Source organism: Ruminococcus sp. AF17-1AC (genome assembly GCF_003461385.1).
GTDB classification, from domain to species: Bacteria; Bacillota; Clostridia; order Oscillospirales; family Ruminococcaceae; genus Hominimerdicola; species Hominimerdicola aceti.
The window spans coordinates 1-18,324 of the sequence record NZ_QTWZ01000008.1; the positions used below are offsets into that span (position 1 = coordinate 1).

An 18,324-nucleotide genomic window follows, 5' to 3' on the forward strand; every position below is an offset into this window, starting at 1 on the left:
ATCTCTCTTTTCTTTTTTCTTAATTTTGTCCAATATCTATTGTAGCACTACAGTATTTGAGCTTTAAAATTGGCTTTTATGGTTTACAAAAGAACGAAAATATGTTAAACTTATAATAAGTATGAATGAAAAGTTACAATGTTCATTATAGGAGGAAAAATTATGGGAAACTTAACCAGTCTGAAGAAAGCCGCCGCTGTGCTGCTGACTTCGGTAACACTCATGTCGGCTGCGGCGGCACTGCCTGCTGTGGACGAAACGCCGCTTCTTTCGCAGACGGCGATAACTGTCGAGGCGGCAAGCGTCGGAAAAGTCACAGGGCTTACTTCAAAAACACTTAGCAACAGCGAGATAAAGCTTAGCTGGAAAAAGGTCAGCGGAGCTTCGGGATACTCAGTTTGTATGAGAAAAAACGGTAAATATCCGCAGATCGCAGACGTAAAAAGTGGCTCGACCCTCACATACACTGTGAAAAATCTGCCAAATGCTACCCGTGAAAACTTCAAGGTAAGAGCCTACAAGACCGTGAAAGGAAAAAAGGTATACGGCGCATATTCAGACAACTGGAACACCGCCACGAACCCACAGCCTGCAAAGGGTCTTAAAGTATCAAGCGTTTCCTATGACAGCGTAAAGCTTTCATGGACAAAGATAGGATGCACAAATTACAGAGTATTTCAGCTTAAAAATGGTCAGTGGAAAGAGATCGCGAAGACCACAGGCACAAGCCACACTGTAAAAAATCTCAACCAGAAGACCACATACAAGTTCAAGATAAGAGCCTGCAAGACAGACGACAAGAAAGCCAACCACTACGGAAAATATTCTGCAGAGGTATCGGCTACCACATCTAAAGCTCCTGCTGTTGTGACCCCGGTTTCACAGCATGGTCAGCTTTCTGTAAAGGGTGCGAATATTGTTGACAAGAACGGCAAGGTATTCAAGATAAAGGGTATGTCAACTCACGGCATCATGTGGGAAGATTTCTCAAATATTCTTACAAAGGACTCTCTTAAAGTGTTAAGAGATGATTGGAAGGTCAACACTATAAGAATTGCAATGTACACAGAAGAATGGGGTGGCTACTGCACCGAGAACGGCAAGTATCAGGCACAGGCAAAGCAGAAAGTCAAGACAGGCGTTGAGAACGCAAAGTCTCTTGGAATGTATGCTATAATCGACTGGCACGTTCTCAATGACAAAAACCCTAACAACCACAAAAATGACGCTATCAAGTTCTTCACAGAAATGGCTAAGACCTACAAGGACTACAATAACGTTATTTACGAGATCTGCAACGAGCCTAACGGCGGTGTAACATGGACAGGCGGTATAAAAAGTTACTGTCAGAGCGTTGTAAGCGCTATCAGAAAATACGACAGTGACGCTATCATAATTTGCGGTACAGGCACATGGAGTCAGGACATAGATCAGGTGCTTGGCAACAAGCTTTCAGACAAAAACTGCGTTTATGCTCTTCACTTCTATGCAAACACTCACAGAGATTGGCTGAGAAACAGACTTCAGAACTGCTACAACAAGGGACTTCCTGTTCTTGTATCTGAGTTCGGAACTTGCGACGCAAGCGGAAACGGCGGATATAACTCAGCAGAAAGTACAAAATGGCTCAAGCTTCTCGACTCACTAAAAGTAGGCTACATAAACTGGTCAGCCTGCGGAAAGAGCGAAACGGCTTCCGCATTCAAGAGCGGCACGAACCTCAAAGCTATAAAGAGCGGCACTTCACAGCTCACAGCAAGCGGCAAGTTCATTCGTGATTGGTACAGAAACCACTGATAATACAAAAGACCTCTCTTGGTGGGAGGTCTTTTTTTTGCACAGAAACTAACGATAAGTGGGCGACCCAAGGTCGCCTCTACACTATAAAAACACAGCCGAGGGGCATTTACCTCTCGGCTATTATTATTTTATATCATATCACAAAGAACAGTGCTGTTCTTATAATGGCTGTAAAAAGCATAGCATAGAACGATGTGCCAAGCAAAAGTTGATTTGCCCAGAATATATCGTTAGGCTCGCATGGCTTTAGATTTCTGCCTATAACAGGCTTTCTTACAAGCTGTCCGCCGTAATACTCATCACTGCCAAGCTGGATACCCAATGCACCTGCACACACCGACTGAGTTCGCGCTGAATTAGGACTAGGGGATTTTCTTCTGTCTTTTTTGTATACCTGAGAAGCGTTCTTGCTGTCAAGGTGAAGATAAGAAACGTTCATTTTCATAAGCAGGGCGGCTATTCTTGCAGGTATAAAGCTGAGAACGTCGTCCAGCTTTGCAGGGAATTTGCCGAAGTTTATGTATGTGTCTGTTTTATAGCCCACTGTGTTGTCGATAATATTCACTGTTCTGTAGAGTATTCCGCCCAGACCGCCGAATATCGCAGACCAGAAAATAGGTGCGACCGCCCAATCTGTGGTGTTCTCTGCAACCGACTCCACCGTGCTTTTTATAACAGCGTCAATGTTCATATCGTCGGTGTCACGGAAGGTCACTTTTTTTACCTTGCGCTGTGCAGAAGAAAGATTGCCTGCCCTTGCAGCACGCATCACTCCCCCTGCCGCAGTTTTAAGGGACTTTACAGAAAGTGCTGACCAGCACATTATGCCCTCGAGGAAGATGCCAAGTGCGGCATTTAGCTTATAGCCCACGAATAGGAGAAGCAATGCCACAGCGGCAACTATAAGAAGCACTATCACAGTCATCATAAGACCTGCCATGCGCTGTGCTTCGGGGGTGTTTTTATAGCTGTTTCTGAAAGACTTATCAAGCTTTGCCACAAGCTTTTTTATAAAATACTGAGGATAGACCACTACTTCAGGGTCGCCAATGAGCATATCCAGCGCAAAGCCAAGTGCAAGCGCCGCCAGTGAATTTATCAACATATATACATATCCTTTCTTCAGGCAATAATTACTTATGATAATTATATCACAACATTTTCTGATTTTCAATACCTTTATGCTCTGATTTTAAGGGATAAGGCACAAAAAAGGGCGGTCAGAGCCGCCCGAACAAAAGTCTTTCAAAAAAACAGAAACTAAGGTGCGAACACTGTTTGCCCCTACACTGAATAGATATATCCATAAGCTTTTGTGATAACTATATTATTTGCATATCTCCGAAAGCTTTTCAAGCATAAGATCCATTTCCTCGTCTGTGCCGATAGTGATTCTCAGGAAGTTATCTATTCTCGGCTTGTTGAAGTATCTCACGAAGATACCATTTTCACGGAGGTATGTGAATATCTCCTTTGCGGAGAGCTTTTCATGCTGTGCAAAGAGAAAATTCGTTTCGCTGTCAAGGACGTTGAATCCCATTTCACGCATTTTTTCCGCTGTTCTATCCCTTGTTGCCTTGACCTTTTCAACTGTCGCCTTGAAATAATCCTCGTCAGAAAGGCTTGCAACGGCAGTTTCTATGGCTATCTGGTCGAGAGGATAAGAATTGTATGAGTCCTTTACAGCCTGCATATAGCTGATAAGCTCGGCACTGGCAAAAGCCATGCCAACTCTCATGCCTGCAAGGGAACGTGACTTTGAGAAAGTCTGCGTTACAACGAGATTATCGTACTCTTTCACAAGCTCCACGCAGGAATACCTGCCGAAATCCACATATGCCTCGTCGATTATAACAATGCTGTCCTGATTGTTTTCAAGAAGTTCTCTTATAAATTTCTCACCTACACCAAGGCTTGTCGGTGCATTAGGGTTAGGTATAACAACGCCGCCGTTAGGCTCTTTGAAATCCTCGATATTAATTACAAAATCCTCGTCAACTCTCTTAGTCTTGTATGGTATTTTCAAAAGCTCACACCACACAGGATAGAAAGAGTAAGTTATATCAGGATAAAGTATAGGCTTATCAGAGTTGAAAAACGCTCTGAAAGCTGTGGCAAGCACATCGTCTGAGCCGTTTCCGCAGAAAACATTCTCGCTTTTAAGCCCAACACGCTCCGCAAGCGCCGCCCTAAGTACAGAAGCGTCAGCACTAGGGTATTTTCTAAGCTCTGCAATAGTTTTTCCCTCCAATATCGCCTTTACCTTTGATGACGGCGGATAAGGGTTTTCATTTGCATTGAGCTTTATTATCTTATCGTTTTTAGGCTGTTCCCCTGCAACGTATGGCTCTATATTTATAAGGTTTTTTCTCCAAAGCTTTTCGCTCATTTTACATTATCCTCTCTATATTTTATCATAGTAAAGCATTAATATAAAATATTATAGCACATACCGCTTATGTTGTCAAATAAAAGCCGCCTAGTTTTCAAAGTAAGCCTGTATAGACTGCAAAACGCCGTCATAGTAATATGCGTTCACGCTCATGGAATCGCTCTTCCAATCAAGAAACTGATCTTTGCCGTTTCTGTCGCTGACCTCAGGTGTGCCTAAGATCGCAGCCATTTCCTCAGGAGTTGAATTTTTTGTTATACCGAATATTGAGCAGTCGCTTTCGGTGGTGAAACTCATTCTTATCTTATGGAGGGTATGATCGCTGTTGAGCCAGAAGTCGAAGATGATGATATTATCCATAGTCGAGCTTGTTTTTCCGTAGCAAAGAGCAGAATCGTATTCATCGTCAGGGGTATCCACCATTTCTGCTCTTACATCATCAATAAGCTCATTGCCTGTGAAAACGTGGTCTATGCCCTTATAGCTTACGCTTATATCCTTAGGCAGAGCAGCGTCTGAAGTAAGGTCAAGTGCCTTGAGGTCATCATATACCTTTACTCTGTTCTCTTCAGTGTTTACAGTGCTCTCGCCCGGTGTTGTTATGCCTGTGTACTCAGATGTGAAAACAGCCTCTCCGTCTTTTTCGTGTATTTCTTCCTGCGGATAGTTTTTGCTGTAGTATGTGAAATCGGAAACCGAGAAGTCATCAAGCACTACGTCATACTCTTCATAATTACTATATGTTTCCACCACGGTAAGTGAAATTGTATAGTCAACGTTCTCCCAATACATTGTATAGCATTTGTAATCGTCCATGCCGTCATATTCGCTGTTCATATAAATGCTTGTAGGGCAGCCCATTTTGTCGATTATTTTATCAAGATCTTCTTTGTTGCTGTAGCTGCCGTAGCTTTCATACTCCCAGTCGGAGGTATCCACAGCCTCTTCCAAAGGTATTGTAACGCTCCAGCTGTTTTCCTTTAGAATGTCAGCCACGCTTGCGTCACGGTCAAATGGGTTTCCACTGATAAGGTCGTATTTTGTTTGGCTCTCATCTGATGAAACGAAGGTTATCTCAACGTTAGTGTTTTCACCTATCATTTTATCAACGCTCATAATATCACTGGATCTGCCAATATCGTCGCCGTACATTTCCATGTTGGCGTTGCCGCCGTCTATGGCACTAAGGTCAACAGGCACTGATATTTTGCTGCCGAAAATATCCTGCGGCAAAGTATCTGACGGATCAGACCCTTTAAAGCCTGTTATCCAGTATTTATCACTGTTATCGCCTGCCGTATCAGCTTTATTATCGGCATCCGAACTGCTTTCACTGCTTTGTTGTGACTCAGTCACAACAACCACGCCGTCATCATTATCATTATCCTTACTGCCGTTTGAGCTGAGCACGACCGCCGCTGTGATACCTCCGCCCACTACTGCTGCGGCACAAACGCCTGCTATTACCTTTGCTTTTACTGTTGAAAACATTACTTTTCCTCCCGATATAGTTTTTATTGATGTTACGCTATCGGGAACTGCATTAGCGGCTGAGGCTGAGCCTGTGAAAACGGTAAGTTTCGGAAGAACGGTGTTTGAAGCCTCTTTATTAAGAAGCTTTGAAAGAATAAATACAGGCACGACAGCATGAAGTCTGTCGTTGTTGTTTTCCTCGTATATAAGCACCGCCTCCTTTATCTTTTTTCTTGCGGCACTAAGGCGGGAAGTTACTGTACCTGTGGTGCAGTTCATTACCTCTGCTATCTCAGGCACTGTGAGCATATCAAAATAATACAGTATCACCGAACGCCTTTGCTCTTCTGTGAGAACAGTATCTATAATATCCATTATTATCTTTCTTTTAGCGTCATTGCTCACATATTCCTCAGGGATAAGCCCCTCGTCAGGGATTTCCTCTATTATCTCCTCTGAGTTGTCCTCAGGGGCGGAATTGTTTCTAAAGTGCATTTTGCAGAGATTTATCCCTATCCTGTTTACCCATGTTGGAAAATTCTCAGGCTGTGCAAGAGTGCCAAGCTTTTGAAGGGCCGTAAGATAAGTTTCCTGAGTGATATCCTCTGCAAGCTGTGGGTCGCCAAGAAGCTTCAGGCAGCTAAAATACACTGTTCTGCCCGTTTCTTCATAAAGCGCACCGAACGCCGCCTTGTTTCCCTGTGCCGCCTGCAATACAAGCTTTTTGATATCATCTTTTTCCATGTTTTTGACCTGCTCTTTCTTTCCGAATTGCCGTTTTCTTGTCCGCTGTTTTATCAGTCCCGACATTAGTTAGATGCAAAACGCAGACGATTTGTTGAGCAAATTCAAAATTTTCATATATAGTTTACATATAATTAATATTTATTATTATAATATTGCCGAAATAATTATATCACATAACAAAATGCCTGTCAACGAGAAAAAAACTATCCCCCACAGATGTGAGGGATAGTTTTTTCAGAACATACCTGCAAAATACATTCTGCTTTCATAAAGCTTTTTTGAATTTGTATCGAAGGCAAAATGATATCTGTAGAGAGGTGTAAGCCCTGCGGCATTTTTCTCTCCTGCAACATATGCAACGAAAACATCAGGGTCAGTGTCACTGTTCACACAGTATGTTCCGCTCATTGACATATCGCCCTGTGAGTAAACATAGGAAAGATAGTTTCCTGAAATGCTGTTCTCGCCCTTTGAGATGCCCTGAGAAGCAAGCATATCCTGCACTGATTGTGCTAAATAATCGTCTATGTTGTCATATATCTCATCGAGCTTTTTGGTGCTCAACACATCACTGCTCAATCTTGCAGGCATACCGGTCGGTATCCACGCAGGGGTGTAGATATCCTTTGACATAGGTTTTTCCTCAGCCCATACCACATAGCTGTCTGCCAGAGATACCTGACCGTCTGGGGCTGTTAGATTTGTCACATAGACAGTTATCTGGTCGCCCTTCGGCTCATTTTTTGGGATAAGAGTAAGGGAATATATATCCCACCATTCGCCAGTTAAAAGACCGTCTTTGCCCACAAAATAATTAAGCATCTCGTCCTTTTTCTCTTCGTATGTGCCGTCGCTGTACATAATGTCATATTCATCGGCATATTTTGCACAGAAGTCAGAGGTCTTTTCATATCCGCCAACCTGCATGATATCACCGTTGAGCTGAACAAGACCTGACGAAAGATCAGCATTTTTTATCTCATCAGAAACAGTGTAAACAGCCATTTCAGGCTCTCCGTCAGAATCTACACCGCTTGCAGCATCGCCAGTAACATCATCTTTATTATCAGTATTTTCATCAAGTTCGTTTAGCTTATTCTCTATCTCCTGCTCATTCACGTCACCTTGTGCGTCTGTCTGAACGGCTGTGTTTGGCTTATCAATATCTGCCGTCCTATCTCTGTTTGCAAGCACCGCCGCTGTGATACCTCCGCCCACAACTGCCACGGCACAAACGCCTGCTATTACCTTTGCTTTTACTGTTGAAAACATACCTTTTCCTCCCGATTTACTTATTGTAGTATTTTTATCGGGAACAACTTCCGTGGCTGACGCCTTGCTGAAAACGGATAATTCAGGCAGCTTCAAATGCTGACATTCCTGCATAAATATCTTTGACAGAACAGGTATAGGAATAACAGCATGAAGCCTGTCATTGTTTTTCTTTTCGTAAATAAGCACCGCCTCCCTTATCTTCTTTCTTGCAGCGCTAAGACGGGAAGTGACAGTGCCAACAGAACATTCCATTATCTCTGCTATCTCAGCCACGCTCATCATATCAAAATAGAAAAGTATTATTGTCTGACGCTGTTCGTCAGTGAGAGCGGTGTCGATAATGTTCATTATTATCCTGCGTTTTTCTTCGCTGTCGGCATAATCGTCAGGGATAAGCTCGCTGTCGGGCGTATCATCGATTATCTTTTCCGACTCCTCCTCCGCAGTGCGGGGATTTTTCCTGAAATACATTTTGCAGTTGTTTATGGCAATGCGATTCACCCACGCTGAGAAATTCTCAGGCTCTTTAAGGCTGTCAAGCTTTTCAAGAGCTTTCATAAAAGTGTCCTGAGTTATATCCTCTGCCTGCTGAGCATTTCCAAGAAGCTTCAGGCAGTTGAAATATACGCTCCTGCCCGTTTCTTCATAAAGCTCTCCGAAAGCTGCTCTGTCACCCTGTCCTGCCTGCAAAACAAGACGTTTTATCTTTTCCTTTTCCATTTTTTCTACCCAGCTTTCTTTTTATTATCGAACAAAAAAATATCCGTTTTCAGCACTCGGTTATTGTTCCGACATCACTTAGATGTTTGCTGAAAACGGAATATTGAGCAAATATAAAACTTAATATATTGTTTACGAAATATTAATCAACATATTCTCTGACTCTGAGATGTATGCCCACGCTGTCAGCAACCGCCTGAGATTTTTTTATCTCCTCTTCGCCGATTATATCCACAACAGTGAGCATTACCTCCGGCACGAACTCTTTCACTCTTTTTGCAAAAGAGAGCATTTCTTCAAAGCAGTTCACGCCCTTGAATGAGGGTCTTGTTACCTCGTCATAAGCCTTTGCGTCAGAAGCGTTAAGGCTTATTGAGATTATATCAACAAGTCCCTTGAACTCAGCAGGAGTTTCACGCTTGTTGATAAGGTCGCTAAGACCGTTTGTGTTGAGTCTTACAGGCGTCTTTGTAACAGACTTTATATATTTTGCAGTTTCTTTGAGTATTTCAAGCTCACAGGTAGGCTCGCCATAGCCGCAGAAAATAATTTCTTTGTAGCTGTCAAGGTCACGCTTTTTGATGTTGTCTATTACCTCTTCGGCAGTAGGCTGATGTTCCAGCCACAGTGGGTCAGAGCCATAAGCACCGTCACCGTTGTGACGAATACAGAATGTGCAGTTGCATGGGCACTTGTTTGTGATGTTGAGATAAAGCTTATCGCCTATCTCATAAGAAATATTCATAGCTTTTATCATTATAATTACCTCTTTTTTTGTAATATATCAAAGTATCAGAGCAGACAGGCGACCAAAGGTCGCCCCTACAGAGAAATCATCGCCGCAGGCGATACCTTCATTCCTCATTCCTCACTAATATCTATTCTCTTATCTGTCCGTTTCCAGAGATAAGATACTTTGTGGTGGTCATTTCCCTAAGACCCATAGGACCTCTTGCGTGAAGCTTCTGAGTGGAAATGCCTATCTCAGCACCAAGGCCGAACATTCCGCCATCTGTAAATCTTGTTGAGCAGTTTACATATACTGCCGCAGAATCTACTCTCTTCTGAAATTCCTGTGCGGCAAAAAGGCTTTCCGTAACGATGCACTCAGAATGTCCTGTAGAAAATCTGTCGATATGTTCAAGTGCCTCCGCCATGTCGTCAACGACCTTGATAGAGATTATATAGTCAAGAAACTCTGTTGCATAATCGTCATCATCAGCAGGAGTAACGTTCTCAGGACCAAGTATCTGCCTTGTAAGCTCACAGCCTCTTATCTCAACGTGGTGCTTGTCAAGTCTTTCTTTAAGCTTCGGGAGAAAATCCTCCGCAATATCCCTGTGAACAAGACAGCTTTCAACTGCGTTGCATACAGACGGACGTGAGGTCTTGCCGTTATCAACAATGTTCACAGCCATTTTTATATCCGCACTTGCATCAACATAAACGTGACAGTTTCCTGTGCCGGTCTCGATAACAGGCACAGTGGCAGACTGTACAACAGCCTTTATAAGCTGTGCGCCTCCCCTTGGGATAAGGACATCAATATAATCATTGGCTTTCATCATATCAAGAGCGATGCCTCTGTCAGTGTCCTCCACAAGCTGAATGATGTCAGGGCTGAAGCCTGCCCTTTCAACAGCCTTTCTCATAAGGTCGGCAAGCATTTTGTTTGAGTTTATTGCTTCTTTTCCGCCCCTGAGTATAACAGCGTTTCCGCTTTTAAGGCAAAGTATAGCGCCGTCTACAGTAACGTTAGGTCTGGCTTCAAAAATAATGCCTATAACGCCCATTGGCACTCTTACCTTTTCGATCTTCATGCCGTTAGGTCTTGTTGAGCCTGAAACTACCTCGCCAACAGGGTCGTCAAGCTGTGCAAGCTCCTCGCAAGCCTTTGCCATGCCCTCGATACGGCTGTCATTGAGTGCAAGTCTGTCAAGCATTGCTTCTGACATTTTTCTCATTCTGCCATTTTCAAGGTCAACCTTGTTTGCTTCGATAATATCGTCCTTGCAAACTCTCAGGATATGTGTGATCTCAAGAAGTGCGTCATTTTTCTGTGTTGTTGAGGCGAAGGCGATATCCTTTTTGCAAGCTTTTGCTTTCTGTCCCAAAATATCGATATAACTCATTTTTACTATACCTCCCCGTTAGCTGTAAAAAGTGTTCCTATAGGTTTATTTTCAAATACCTTATACAAATGTCTTGGATCTCTGCCATTCATTATGATAAGATCTATTCCGCCATTTTTGCATATCTCAGCGGCTTTTATCTTTGTCGCCATTCCGCCTGTGCCAAGTGAAGAACCTGCACCCCCTGCAATAGCCTTTATCTCCTCCGTTATCTCAGGCACAACAGGGATAAGCTCAGCGTCGTCATACTTATGAGGGTCTTTGTCAAAAAGTCCCTCGATATCAGACATTATTATAAGCAGATCTGCATTAGCAAGCACCGCAACATTTGCCGCAAGAGAATCGTTCTCGCCCATTTCAAGCTCCAGCTCATCAATAGACACCGTATCGTTCTCGTTCACGATAGGGATAGAGCCAAGCTCTATGATACGGTTAAGGGCATTCTGCACGTTTATCTTTCTGTCTTCCAGAAGAATATACTTTGTAAGCAGAAGCTGAGCCACATTAAGACTGTATTCAGAGAAAAGATTATCGTAAAGATACATAAGCTCACACTGACCCACCGCCGCACAAGCCTGTCTTGTGGGAGTGTCCTTTGGTCTTTCCTTTATGCCCAGCTTTGCTCTGCCAAGACCCACCGCACCGCTTGATACAAGGATTATCTCATGTCCTGCATTTTGCAGATCGGCAAGAGTTTTAACGAGCTGTTCCACACGGCGTATATTAAGAAGCCCCGTGCTGTGAGTAAGAGTAGAAGTTCCTACCTTTACCACAACTCTTTTCTTTTTTGTCATATCTATCATTTTTATCATGTCCTTATTGTTATTTTCCGTTGACAACGTTCTGTGGCGTACCCTCTATCCACATTTTCAAGTTCTGCGCAACAGTTTCAAGAAGCCTTTCTCTCGTCTGCTTTGGCGCCCACGCTATATGTGGGGTAACAGTGCAGTTCTTTGCGTTTCTGAGAGGGCAGTCTTCACCCATTGGCTCGTTTGTGAGAACATCAATTCCTGCCCCTGCAATGACTTCATTTTCAAGAGCCTGTGCAAGAGCCTTTTCGTCCACAAGACCGCCCCTTGCAGTGTTGACGAAAAATGCTGACTTTTTCATCATGCCAAGGCTTTCGGCATTTATCATTTTCTCATTATCCTTTGTAAGAGGACAATGGAGCGTCACTATATCAGAGGTCTTTAGAAGTTCTTCAAGGCTTACCGCAGGCGTGCCGTCAGTTATTTTCTGGGGTGAACGTGTAAAGGTGATGACCTTCATGCCGAACGCTCTTGCTATCTCAGCAACTTTCTTTCCTATGTCGCCATAGCCTACTATACCAATGGTTTTTCCAGCAAGCTCATAGGTAGGAATACCAAAATATGAAAACAGCTTATAATTCACCCAGCCGCCCTCGTCAACTTTCTCGGCATATTCTCTTATCTTGCTGAAATAGTTGAGGATAAGCGCAAAAGTATGCTGTGCCACCGCATTTGTTGAATATGCAGGCACATTGCAGACCACCGCACCATGCCTGTCTGCGGCGGATAGGTCAACATTATTATATCCCGTTGCAAAAAGACCGACGTATTTCAGGTTTTTGCACTTTGAGAATACCTCCTCTGTTATAAGGCACTTGTTACATATAACAGCGTCAGCGTCGCCTATCTTTTCTGCGACCTGTTCATTTGGTGTAAAACCATAAACAATGCTTTCACCAAGGACTGTTATACCCTCCAGCGACACATCGTTTCTTGAAACTGTTTCAGAGTCAAGTATAACTATTTTCATTCTTCATCTTCCTTTTGAGCAGTTTCCGACTTTTCCCCGGCATTCTCCAAAGCTTTCTGCTTTTTAGCAAACCTATGGGAAATAAAAGCTGTTGCCGCAAGAAGCGCTACCTCTGCGCCGAAAAGCATACCGATAACAACGCTTTTTGTGGTAAACTGAGTAACTATAGTAAGGTCGATAGCTATCATTAATGTAAGATAATGACAAGAGCCTTTCCTTATGAACTGAGTTATATATAAAAGCGTAGCGATAACGCAGAATATCATATGCACCTTAAAAGGCAAGGGAGCATAAACGTTCTGCAAGGTCGCAGTTTCCGCCGCCAGTGTTTCTATCACACTATCATCTCCTAAAGCGTTATTTTATCATACTAAAATATTATACCACAGTTTTACGTCATTTGCAATAGATTTGAGTCTTTATAACGGCTTTATAAAACAAAAAGGCAGAAGTATTTTTTCAAATACCTCTGCCTTTTTCGGGAAAAATTCGTCGTAATCTTTAATTTATACAGTTTTAAGATAAATTACTTGTTAGCGAAATATCTGTCAAGCAGACCCTTGAAGCCGCAGCCATGTCTTGCTTCGTCCTTAGCCATTTCATGAACTGTGTCATGGATAGCGTCATAGCCAAGCTCCTTTGCTCTCTTAGCAAGCTTCATCTTGCCCTCGCAAGCGCCGTTCTCAGCCATATATCTCATCTCGAGATTTTTCTTTGTAGAAGGTGTTACTACCTCGCCCAGAAGCTCTGCGAACTTAGCAGCATGCTCTGCCTCTTCATAAGCAGCCTTCTCATAGTACATACCTACCTCAGGATAGCCTTCTCTGTAAGCTACTCTTGCCATTGCAAGATACATACCTACCTCAGAGCACTCGCCGTTGAAGTTCTCTCTAAGACCTGCAACAACTTCCTCATCAAGACCCTCTGCAACGCCTACCTTATGCTCGTCAGCCCATGTGATAGCTGTTTCTTCTACTTTATTGAACTTTTCTGCTGGTGCGTGGCAGATTGGACACTCCTTAGGAGCAGCCTCGCCCTCATAAACATAACCGCATACTGAACATACAAACTTTGACATAATTTTTGTCCTCCTTATTTAGATATCATTTTTTTACTTTTCCACAGACCAGCGTTTTCGCTTTATCTGCGTTATTCTTTGCAGCTTTTCCCTTGCTGTGATTAAAGTATACCACGTTAGTGTACATTTGTCAATAGGTTAGTTTTGTCTAACAATATAAAAATATTGCAAAATTTTATGGCAAAATTTTATGCAATTTGACGTAGACTATACTAACCAATAATACGTCTTGAAAAAAACTTAAAGCTGTGCTATAATGAAGATCAATATATGACAAAAAAGGAGTTTTTTAAATGAATAAGGAAAAAGCAGCGGCAGCAAAGGCTCTTTTCATGGAGGGCTACAACTGTTCACAGGCGGTAGTAGGCGCATGGGCTGCGGATATCGGACTTGACAGCGAAACTGCATACAAGATAGCTTCGGGCTTTGGCGGTGGAATAGGCAGAATGAGAGAGGTCTGCGGAGCATTTACAGGTGCAGTCATGGTGCTTGGATTGAAATTTGGCAACACCATAGGCAGTGACAGAGCGGCAAAGGGCAAGGATTATGAGCGTGTTCAGCTTTTTGCAAAGCGTTTCAAGGAAGAGCTTGGCTCTGACACTATCATCTGCCGTGAGCTTCTTGGTCTGAGCGGACCTAGTGACCCTGACCCTGCAAAGCGCACAAAAGAATACTATCAGAAGCGTCCATGTCCTGAAACTGTAGCAATTGCAAGTGGTCTTTTAGGAGAATTTATGGAGTAATTTTTTTCAGAAAAAAAACTTTGAAACTGCGGGCGAACGCTGTTTTCCCCTACAAAATAATGCAAAAAAGAGCAGAGAAACGAGATCTCTGCTCTTTTTGTATATAAAATTCTATTAGATACCTGCGGAATAGTTTGGAGCTTCCTTTGTGATATAAATATCGTGTGGGTGTGACTCCTTAAGACCTGCGCCTGTTATTCTGATGAACTTAGCCTTTTCGCCAAGCTCTGCAATAGTATGACAACCGCAATAGCCCATACCTGAACGGATACCGCCAACGAGCTGGAAGATAGTATCTGAAACCGGACCCTTATAAGCCACACGACCCTCAACGCCCTCTGGAACGAGCTTCTTTGAGTTTGTCTGGAAATATCTGTCCTTTGAGCCTTTATTCATAGCGGCAAGAGAACCCATGCCTCTGTATACCTTGAACTGTCTGCCCTGATAGATCTCAGTTTCGCCTGGAGCTTCGTCACAGCCTGCGAGGAGTGAACCAAGCATTACAACGTTTGCACCGGCAGCAAGAGCCTTAACAATATCGCCTGAATACTTGATACCGCCGTCAGCAATAACAGGAATACCATACTCAGCAGCAGCGCAAGCAGCGTCATAAACTGCAGTGACCTGAGGAACACCTATACCAGCGACTACACGGGTAGTACAGATAGAACCAGGGCCGATACCGACCTTTATAGCGTCAGCACCTGCTTCGCAAAGTGCTCTGGCGGCTTCGGCAGTAGCGATATTACCTGCAATAACCGGTGTATCAGGGAAAGCGGCCTTAACTTTTTTAAGACAATTTATAACGTTCATAGAATGACCATGAGCAGAGTCAAGAACGAGAACGTCTACCTGAGCTTCAACGAGAGCGGCAACTCTTTCAAGAATATCGTTAGTCATGCCGATAGTAGCACCGCAAAGAAGTCTGCCCTTTTTGTCTCTTGCGGAATTTGGATACTGAACAGCCTTTTCAATATCCTTGATAGTGATAAGACCCTTAAGAACGCCGTTTGCATCAACAAGAGGAAGCTTCTCGATCTTATGCTTCATAAGTATCTTCTGAGCGCCTTCAAGATCCGTATCAACAGGAGCAGTAACGAGGTTTTCCTTAGTCATAACGTCACCGATCTTGATATTTTCAAAATCAGTGATAAATCTAAGATCTCTGTTAGTGAGGATACCCTCGAGCTTGCCTTCCTCATCGACTATAGGCACGCCGGAGATCTTATACTTGCCCATGAGCTTATCAGCTTCAGCAACAGTTTTATCGGCTGTAAGAGAGAAAGGATTAACGATAACGCCGTTTTCAGAACGCTTTACCTTATCCACCTCTTCTGCCTGCTGAGCGATAGTCATATTCTTATGAATAATACCGATACCGCCCTCTCTTGCGATAGCGATAGCCATTTTTGACTCTGTGACTGTATCCATAGCAGATGTCATTATAGGTGTATTGAGGACTATATCCTTAGTAAGGTGTGTATGGATATCCACCATATCAGGTGTACAATCCGACTCGCCCGGGATAAGGAGAACGTCATCAAAGGTAAGACCCTCTTTACCAAACTTATTGTTTACATTAGTATCCAGCATAAATTAACCTCCCGCAAACATTTTGAATTCTTAATTTATTATTCTTATAATCATACAACATTTAATTAAACTTGTCAACATCATTATTGAGAACTTTTTTTTAATTTAGTCTTTGCTAATCGGAGTTACGTTGTTTTAGCCAAGGTTTACGCCATGGTTTGTTATGCCGCAAAATCGCTGTGATCGGCTCTTTATTTTACTTATTACTTGTGATTTGTTCGGTTGGCTTTGCCATTCCTCACTCCTCACTCCTCATTCCTCATTCAATTCCTTTTTCATCACTTTCACTCTCGCAAACACCACTGACAACACTGTTGATACAAGCCAACCTATCGGCCATGACAGCCATATTCCCGTTGACCCATATGGTCTTGCCAACACGAACGCAAGCACTACTCTGAGTATCAAGTCCGTAAAAGTTGATATCATAAAATACTGCATTGCACCCTTACCTCTCAATGCTCCGTCTGACATTATTTTTATGCCCACAAACACATAGAAAGGCGATATTATTCTCAAAAATGTTGTGCCTATCTCAACGGCTTTTGTTCCGCCGTCGTCAAGAAACAGATTTATCATAGTTTTTGGCATACAGAAAAAGCAGAGTATAAAAGGCACTGCCACGATAGCCGAGATAACAAGTCCTGCTTTATATCCGCTTTTTATCCTATCGTTCCTGCCTGCACCGTAATTCTGTGCAACAAAGCTTGAAAGCCCGTTAGAAAGCGTTGTAAAGCTTGTTATAGCAAAGGTATTTAGCTTTATTGCAGAAGAATATCCTGCGATACAAGACGAGCCGAAGCTGTTTACAAGATACTGCACAAAGATATTTCCCACTGAGATAAAACTCTGCTGTAAAATACTAGGTATAGAATAAAGGGTTATCTTTTTAAGTATTTTTCCTGAAAACAGCGGTGGTTTATCCTCTGTTTTAATTTCTGCGGTTTTCTTCACCAAAATAAGCAGTGAGAACACGCAAGCCACTCCCTGAGCGATAAAAGTAGCCCATGCAACGCCTGCCACACCCCATTTAAAGAACTTCACGAACACATAGTCGAGAACAACGTTTCCAACTGATGAGCCGATAAGGAGATACAATGGTGTTTTCGAGTCGCCCATTGCGTTATAAATACCTGTACCCACGTTATAAAGAAACAGGAAGATAAGACCTGCGATATAGATCTTCAGATAAAGCTCGCCGTCACGGAAGATGTTATCGGGCGTGTTTATCATTCTCATAAGAGGAGTAGAGAACGCAAGTCCGAAGATCGTCAGCACTGTCGCAAGTACCGTACATGAAATTATAGTAGTAGTTGACGCAGTTTTTACCTTTGAGAACTCTTTTCCACCGAAAAATTGAGATATCACCACACAACAGCCAACATTGCTTCCCACTGCAAACGCCATAAATATCATTGTTATAGGATAAGACGCACCAACTGCCGCAAGAGCGTCCTCGCCTGCGAATTTTCCTGCTATGATACTGTCGAAAATGGAATACATCTGCTGAAATATCACGCTCACGAACATAGGCAGGGAAAATTTCCACAGCACTGTCCACGGTTTTCCCACCGTCAGGTCTGTCATAAAAACATCTCCATAATATAATAGTTACCATTTCATTATATCATAAAAAAACAACCTTTTTCAACGTCATTTCGCACAGACACTTTTGATATTTTTGAAGCTTTTTTTAGCATTTTACGCTATTTGTGATCTATTAATAAAATTCTCTAAATATTATTAGCTTACCCTCTTGCTGAAATTATCTGTAAAGAATAAAGTCACAATGGTTTTTTATTGACAAAAAAGTGCGGATATTTTATACTTGTATAAGAGGTGATAAAATGAGCAGTCAAGCAGACCACGGCGGACACAGAGAGAGAATGAGGAAGCGTTTCAAAGAATCGGGAAATTTCAAGGGCTTTTCCGAACATGAGATACTTGAAATGCTTTTATTTTACATTGTGCCGAGAAAGAACACCAATGATATTGCGCACGAGCTTATAAAAAAGTTCGGAAGCTTAAACAGCGTTCTTAACGCTTCTGTGGAGGAGCTTTCTTCGGTAAAGGACATGGGCGAAAGTTCTGCAAACTCACTTTTATTTTTCAGAGAGCTTATAAACTACTGCTCCACTGTCACAGACAGCAGGATAGACATTAGAAACATATCTGCGGCGCTGAGTTTTGTAAACAACTGTTTCAGAAACGAAAAGCAGGAGAAGTTCAAGGTAATTTGTATCGACTCTGGCTTTCACATAAAGAGCGTAACAGACATATCCGCAGGCGGTGCGAGATTTACCCCTGTTGATTTTCGTGAGCTTACAAAAGCCGTTCTCAACAGCGGCACTGATATTGTTATCCTTGCCCACAATCACCCTGACTCACCCAACACCCCCTCTCAGGAGGACGTTACTCTCACCCGTGAGGTCATGAGATATATGAGATGTTTAGGTGTGACAGTTCTTGACCATTATATAACAGGCAATAACGGAACTATCTCCATGCGAAACTGCGGACTTATCCATGATATGGAGTGTTAAAAATAGAATATCACATAAAAAAATGGACGATATGTTTAACATACCGTCC

Annotated in this window: 15 protein-coding genes; 3 read left to right on the top strand and 12 right to left on the bottom strand. The window is 42.7% G+C overall.

The features are described 5' to 3' along the window. Positions 1–162 precede the first annotated feature (162 nt). Complete coding sequence (locus DWW81_RS06960; protein WP_181982693.1) at positions 163–1,797, top strand: cellulase family glycosylhydrolase; 1,635 nt, start codon at positions 163–165, stop codon at positions 1,795–1,797. A gap of 136 nt (positions 1,798–1,933) precedes the next feature. Here DWW81_RS06960 and cbiB read toward each other — a convergent pair whose 3' ends face one another. The 10 genes from cbiB to DWW81_RS07010 form a co-directional block, all read right to left on the bottom strand. Beyond that, positions 1,934–2,905 carry an adenosylcobinamide-phosphate synthase CbiB gene (gene cbiB / locus DWW81_RS06965; protein ID WP_117897081.1) on the bottom strand — a complete coding sequence of 324 codons (972 nt, stop codon included), beginning with the start codon at positions 2,903–2,905 and terminating at the stop codon, positions 1,934–1,936. 222 nt (positions 2,906–3,127) lie between these two features. Continuing rightward, positions 3,128–4,189 carry a histidinol-phosphate transaminase gene (hisC, locus tag DWW81_RS06970; protein ID WP_117897082.1) on the bottom strand — a complete coding sequence of 354 codons (1,062 nt, stop codon included), beginning with the start codon at positions 4,187–4,189 and terminating at the stop codon, positions 3,128–3,130. A 90-nt stretch (positions 4,190–4,279) separates the two neighbouring features. Then, positions 4,280–6,475, bottom strand: coding sequence for a sigma-70 family RNA polymerase sigma factor (locus DWW81_RS06975; RefSeq protein ID WP_117897083.1), 2,196 nt, complete (start codon positions 6,473–6,475; stop codon positions 4,280–4,282). 171 nt (positions 6,476–6,646) lie between these two features. Then, positions 6,647–8,407 (bottom strand): sigma-70 family RNA polymerase sigma factor, encoded by a 1,761-nt coding sequence (locus DWW81_RS06980; RefSeq protein WP_117897084.1) that lies wholly within the window; start codon positions 8,405–8,407, stop codon positions 6,647–6,649. A gap of 142 nt (positions 8,408–8,549) precedes the next feature. Next, a complete protein-coding gene (locus DWW81_RS06985) occupies positions 8,550–9,164 on the bottom strand; it encodes a TIGR04100 family radical SAM protein (protein ID WP_242843644.1) in 615 nt (204 codons plus the stop codon). A gap of 121 nt (positions 9,165–9,285) precedes the next feature. Then, entirely contained in the window at positions 9,286–10,539 is a 1,254-nt protein-coding gene (locus tag DWW81_RS06990; RefSeq protein ID WP_117897086.1) for a glutamate-5-semialdehyde dehydrogenase, read from the bottom strand. Between the two features lie 5 nt (positions 10,540–10,544). Beyond that, on the bottom strand, positions 10,545–11,342 hold the full coding sequence (gene proB / locus DWW81_RS06995; RefSeq protein ID WP_038670159.1) for a glutamate 5-kinase: 798 nt from the start codon (positions 11,340–11,342) through the stop codon (positions 10,545–10,547). Between the two features lie 19 nt (positions 11,343–11,361). Continuing rightward, positions 11,362–12,318 carry a D-2-hydroxyacid dehydrogenase gene (locus DWW81_RS07000; RefSeq protein ID WP_117856972.1) on the bottom strand — a complete coding sequence of 319 codons (957 nt, stop codon included), beginning with the start codon at positions 12,316–12,318 and terminating at the stop codon, positions 11,362–11,364. Next, positions 12,315–12,656, bottom strand: a complete 342-nt coding sequence (locus DWW81_RS07005; protein ID WP_117897087.1) for a hypothetical protein — start codon at positions 12,654–12,656, stop codon at positions 12,315–12,317. Before DWW81_RS07005 ends, DWW81_RS07000 begins: the two co-directional genes overlap by 4 nt. Positions 12,657–12,844: 188 nt before the next feature. Continuing rightward, positions 12,845–13,396, bottom strand: a complete 552-nt coding sequence (locus tag DWW81_RS07010; RefSeq protein ID WP_022287215.1) for an NADH peroxidase — start codon at positions 13,394–13,396, stop codon at positions 12,845–12,847. 293 nt (positions 13,397–13,689) lie between these two features. Between DWW81_RS07010 and DWW81_RS07015 the strand changes: the two genes are divergently transcribed. Next, positions 13,690–14,139: a C-GCAxxG-C-C family protein gene (locus DWW81_RS07015; RefSeq protein WP_117897088.1), complete on the top strand. Its 450-nt coding sequence runs from the start codon at positions 13,690–13,692 to the stop codon at positions 14,137–14,139. 114 nt (positions 14,140–14,253) lie between these two features. On the opposite strand, the gene guaB is transcribed toward DWW81_RS07015, so the two are convergent. Together guaB and DWW81_RS07025 are read right to left on the bottom strand one after the other, a co-directional pair. After that, positions 14,254–15,732 carry an IMP dehydrogenase gene (gene guaB, locus DWW81_RS07020; protein ID WP_181982695.1) on the bottom strand — a complete coding sequence of 493 codons (1,479 nt, stop codon included), beginning with the start codon at positions 15,730–15,732 and terminating at the stop codon, positions 14,254–14,256. Between the two features lie 252 nt (positions 15,733–15,984). Next, positions 15,985–17,319: an MATE family efflux transporter gene (locus tag DWW81_RS07025; protein WP_117897089.1), complete on the bottom strand. Its 1,335-nt coding sequence runs from the start codon at positions 17,317–17,319 to the stop codon at positions 15,985–15,987. Between the two features lie 260 nt (positions 17,320–17,579). Here DWW81_RS07025 and DWW81_RS07030 point away from each other — a divergent pair, with 260 nt between their 5' ends. After that, a complete protein-coding gene (locus DWW81_RS07030; RefSeq protein ID WP_022287199.1) occupies positions 17,580–18,275 on the top strand; it encodes a JAB domain-containing protein in 696 nt (231 codons plus the stop codon). Positions 18,276–18,324 lie beyond the last annotated feature (49 nt).

What these genes read in the sequence shown, in the direction of transcription:
- DWW81_RS06960 (WP_181982693.1), top strand. Translation starts at nt 163, where the DNA reads ATGGGAAACTTAACCAGTCTGAAGAAAGCCGCCGCTGTGCTGCTGACT.
- cbiB (WP_117897081.1), bottom strand. Translation starts at nt 2,905, where the DNA reads ATGTTGATAAATTCACTGGCGGCGCTTGCACTTGGCTTTGCGCTGGAT.
- hisC (WP_117897082.1), bottom strand. Translation starts at nt 4,189, where the DNA reads ATGAGCGAAAAGCTTTGGAGAAAAAACCTTATAAATATAGAGCCATAC.
- DWW81_RS06975 (WP_117897083.1), bottom strand. Translation starts at nt 6,475, where the DNA reads ATGTCGGGACTGATAAAACAGCGGACAAGAAAACGGCAATTCGGAAAG.
- DWW81_RS06980 (WP_117897084.1), bottom strand. Translation starts at nt 8,407, where the DNA reads ATGGAAAAGGAAAAGATAAAACGTCTTGTTTTGCAGGCAGGACAGGGT.
- DWW81_RS06985 (WP_242843644.1), bottom strand. Translation starts at nt 9,164, where the DNA reads ATGATAAAAGCTATGAATATTTCTTATGAGATAGGCGATAAGCTTTAT.
- DWW81_RS06990 (WP_117897086.1), bottom strand. Translation starts at nt 10,539, where the DNA reads ATGAGTTATATCGATATTTTGGGACAGAAAGCAAAAGCTTGCAAAAAG.
- proB (WP_038670159.1), bottom strand. Translation starts at nt 11,342, where the DNA reads ATGATAGATATGACAAAAAAGAAAAGAGTTGTGGTAAAGGTAGGAACT.
- DWW81_RS07000 (WP_117856972.1), bottom strand. Translation starts at nt 12,318, where the DNA reads ATGAAAATAGTTATACTTGACTCTGAAACAGTTTCAAGAAACGATGTG.
- DWW81_RS07010 (WP_022287215.1), bottom strand. Translation starts at nt 13,396, where the DNA reads ATGTCAAAGTTTGTATGTTCAGTATGCGGTTATGTTTATGAGGGCGAG.
- DWW81_RS07015 (WP_117897088.1), top strand. Translation starts at nt 13,690, where the DNA reads ATGAATAAGGAAAAAGCAGCGGCAGCAAAGGCTCTTTTCATGGAGGGC.
- guaB (WP_181982695.1), bottom strand. Translation starts at nt 15,732, where the DNA reads ATGCTGGATACTAATGTAAACAATAAGTTTGGTAAAGAGGGTCTTACC.
- DWW81_RS07025 (WP_117897089.1), bottom strand. Translation starts at nt 17,319, where the DNA reads ATGACAGACCTGACGGTGGGAAAACCGTGGACAGTGCTGTGGAAATTT.
- DWW81_RS07030 (WP_022287199.1), top strand. Translation starts at nt 17,580, where the DNA reads ATGAGCAGTCAAGCAGACCACGGCGGACACAGAGAGAGAATGAGGAAG.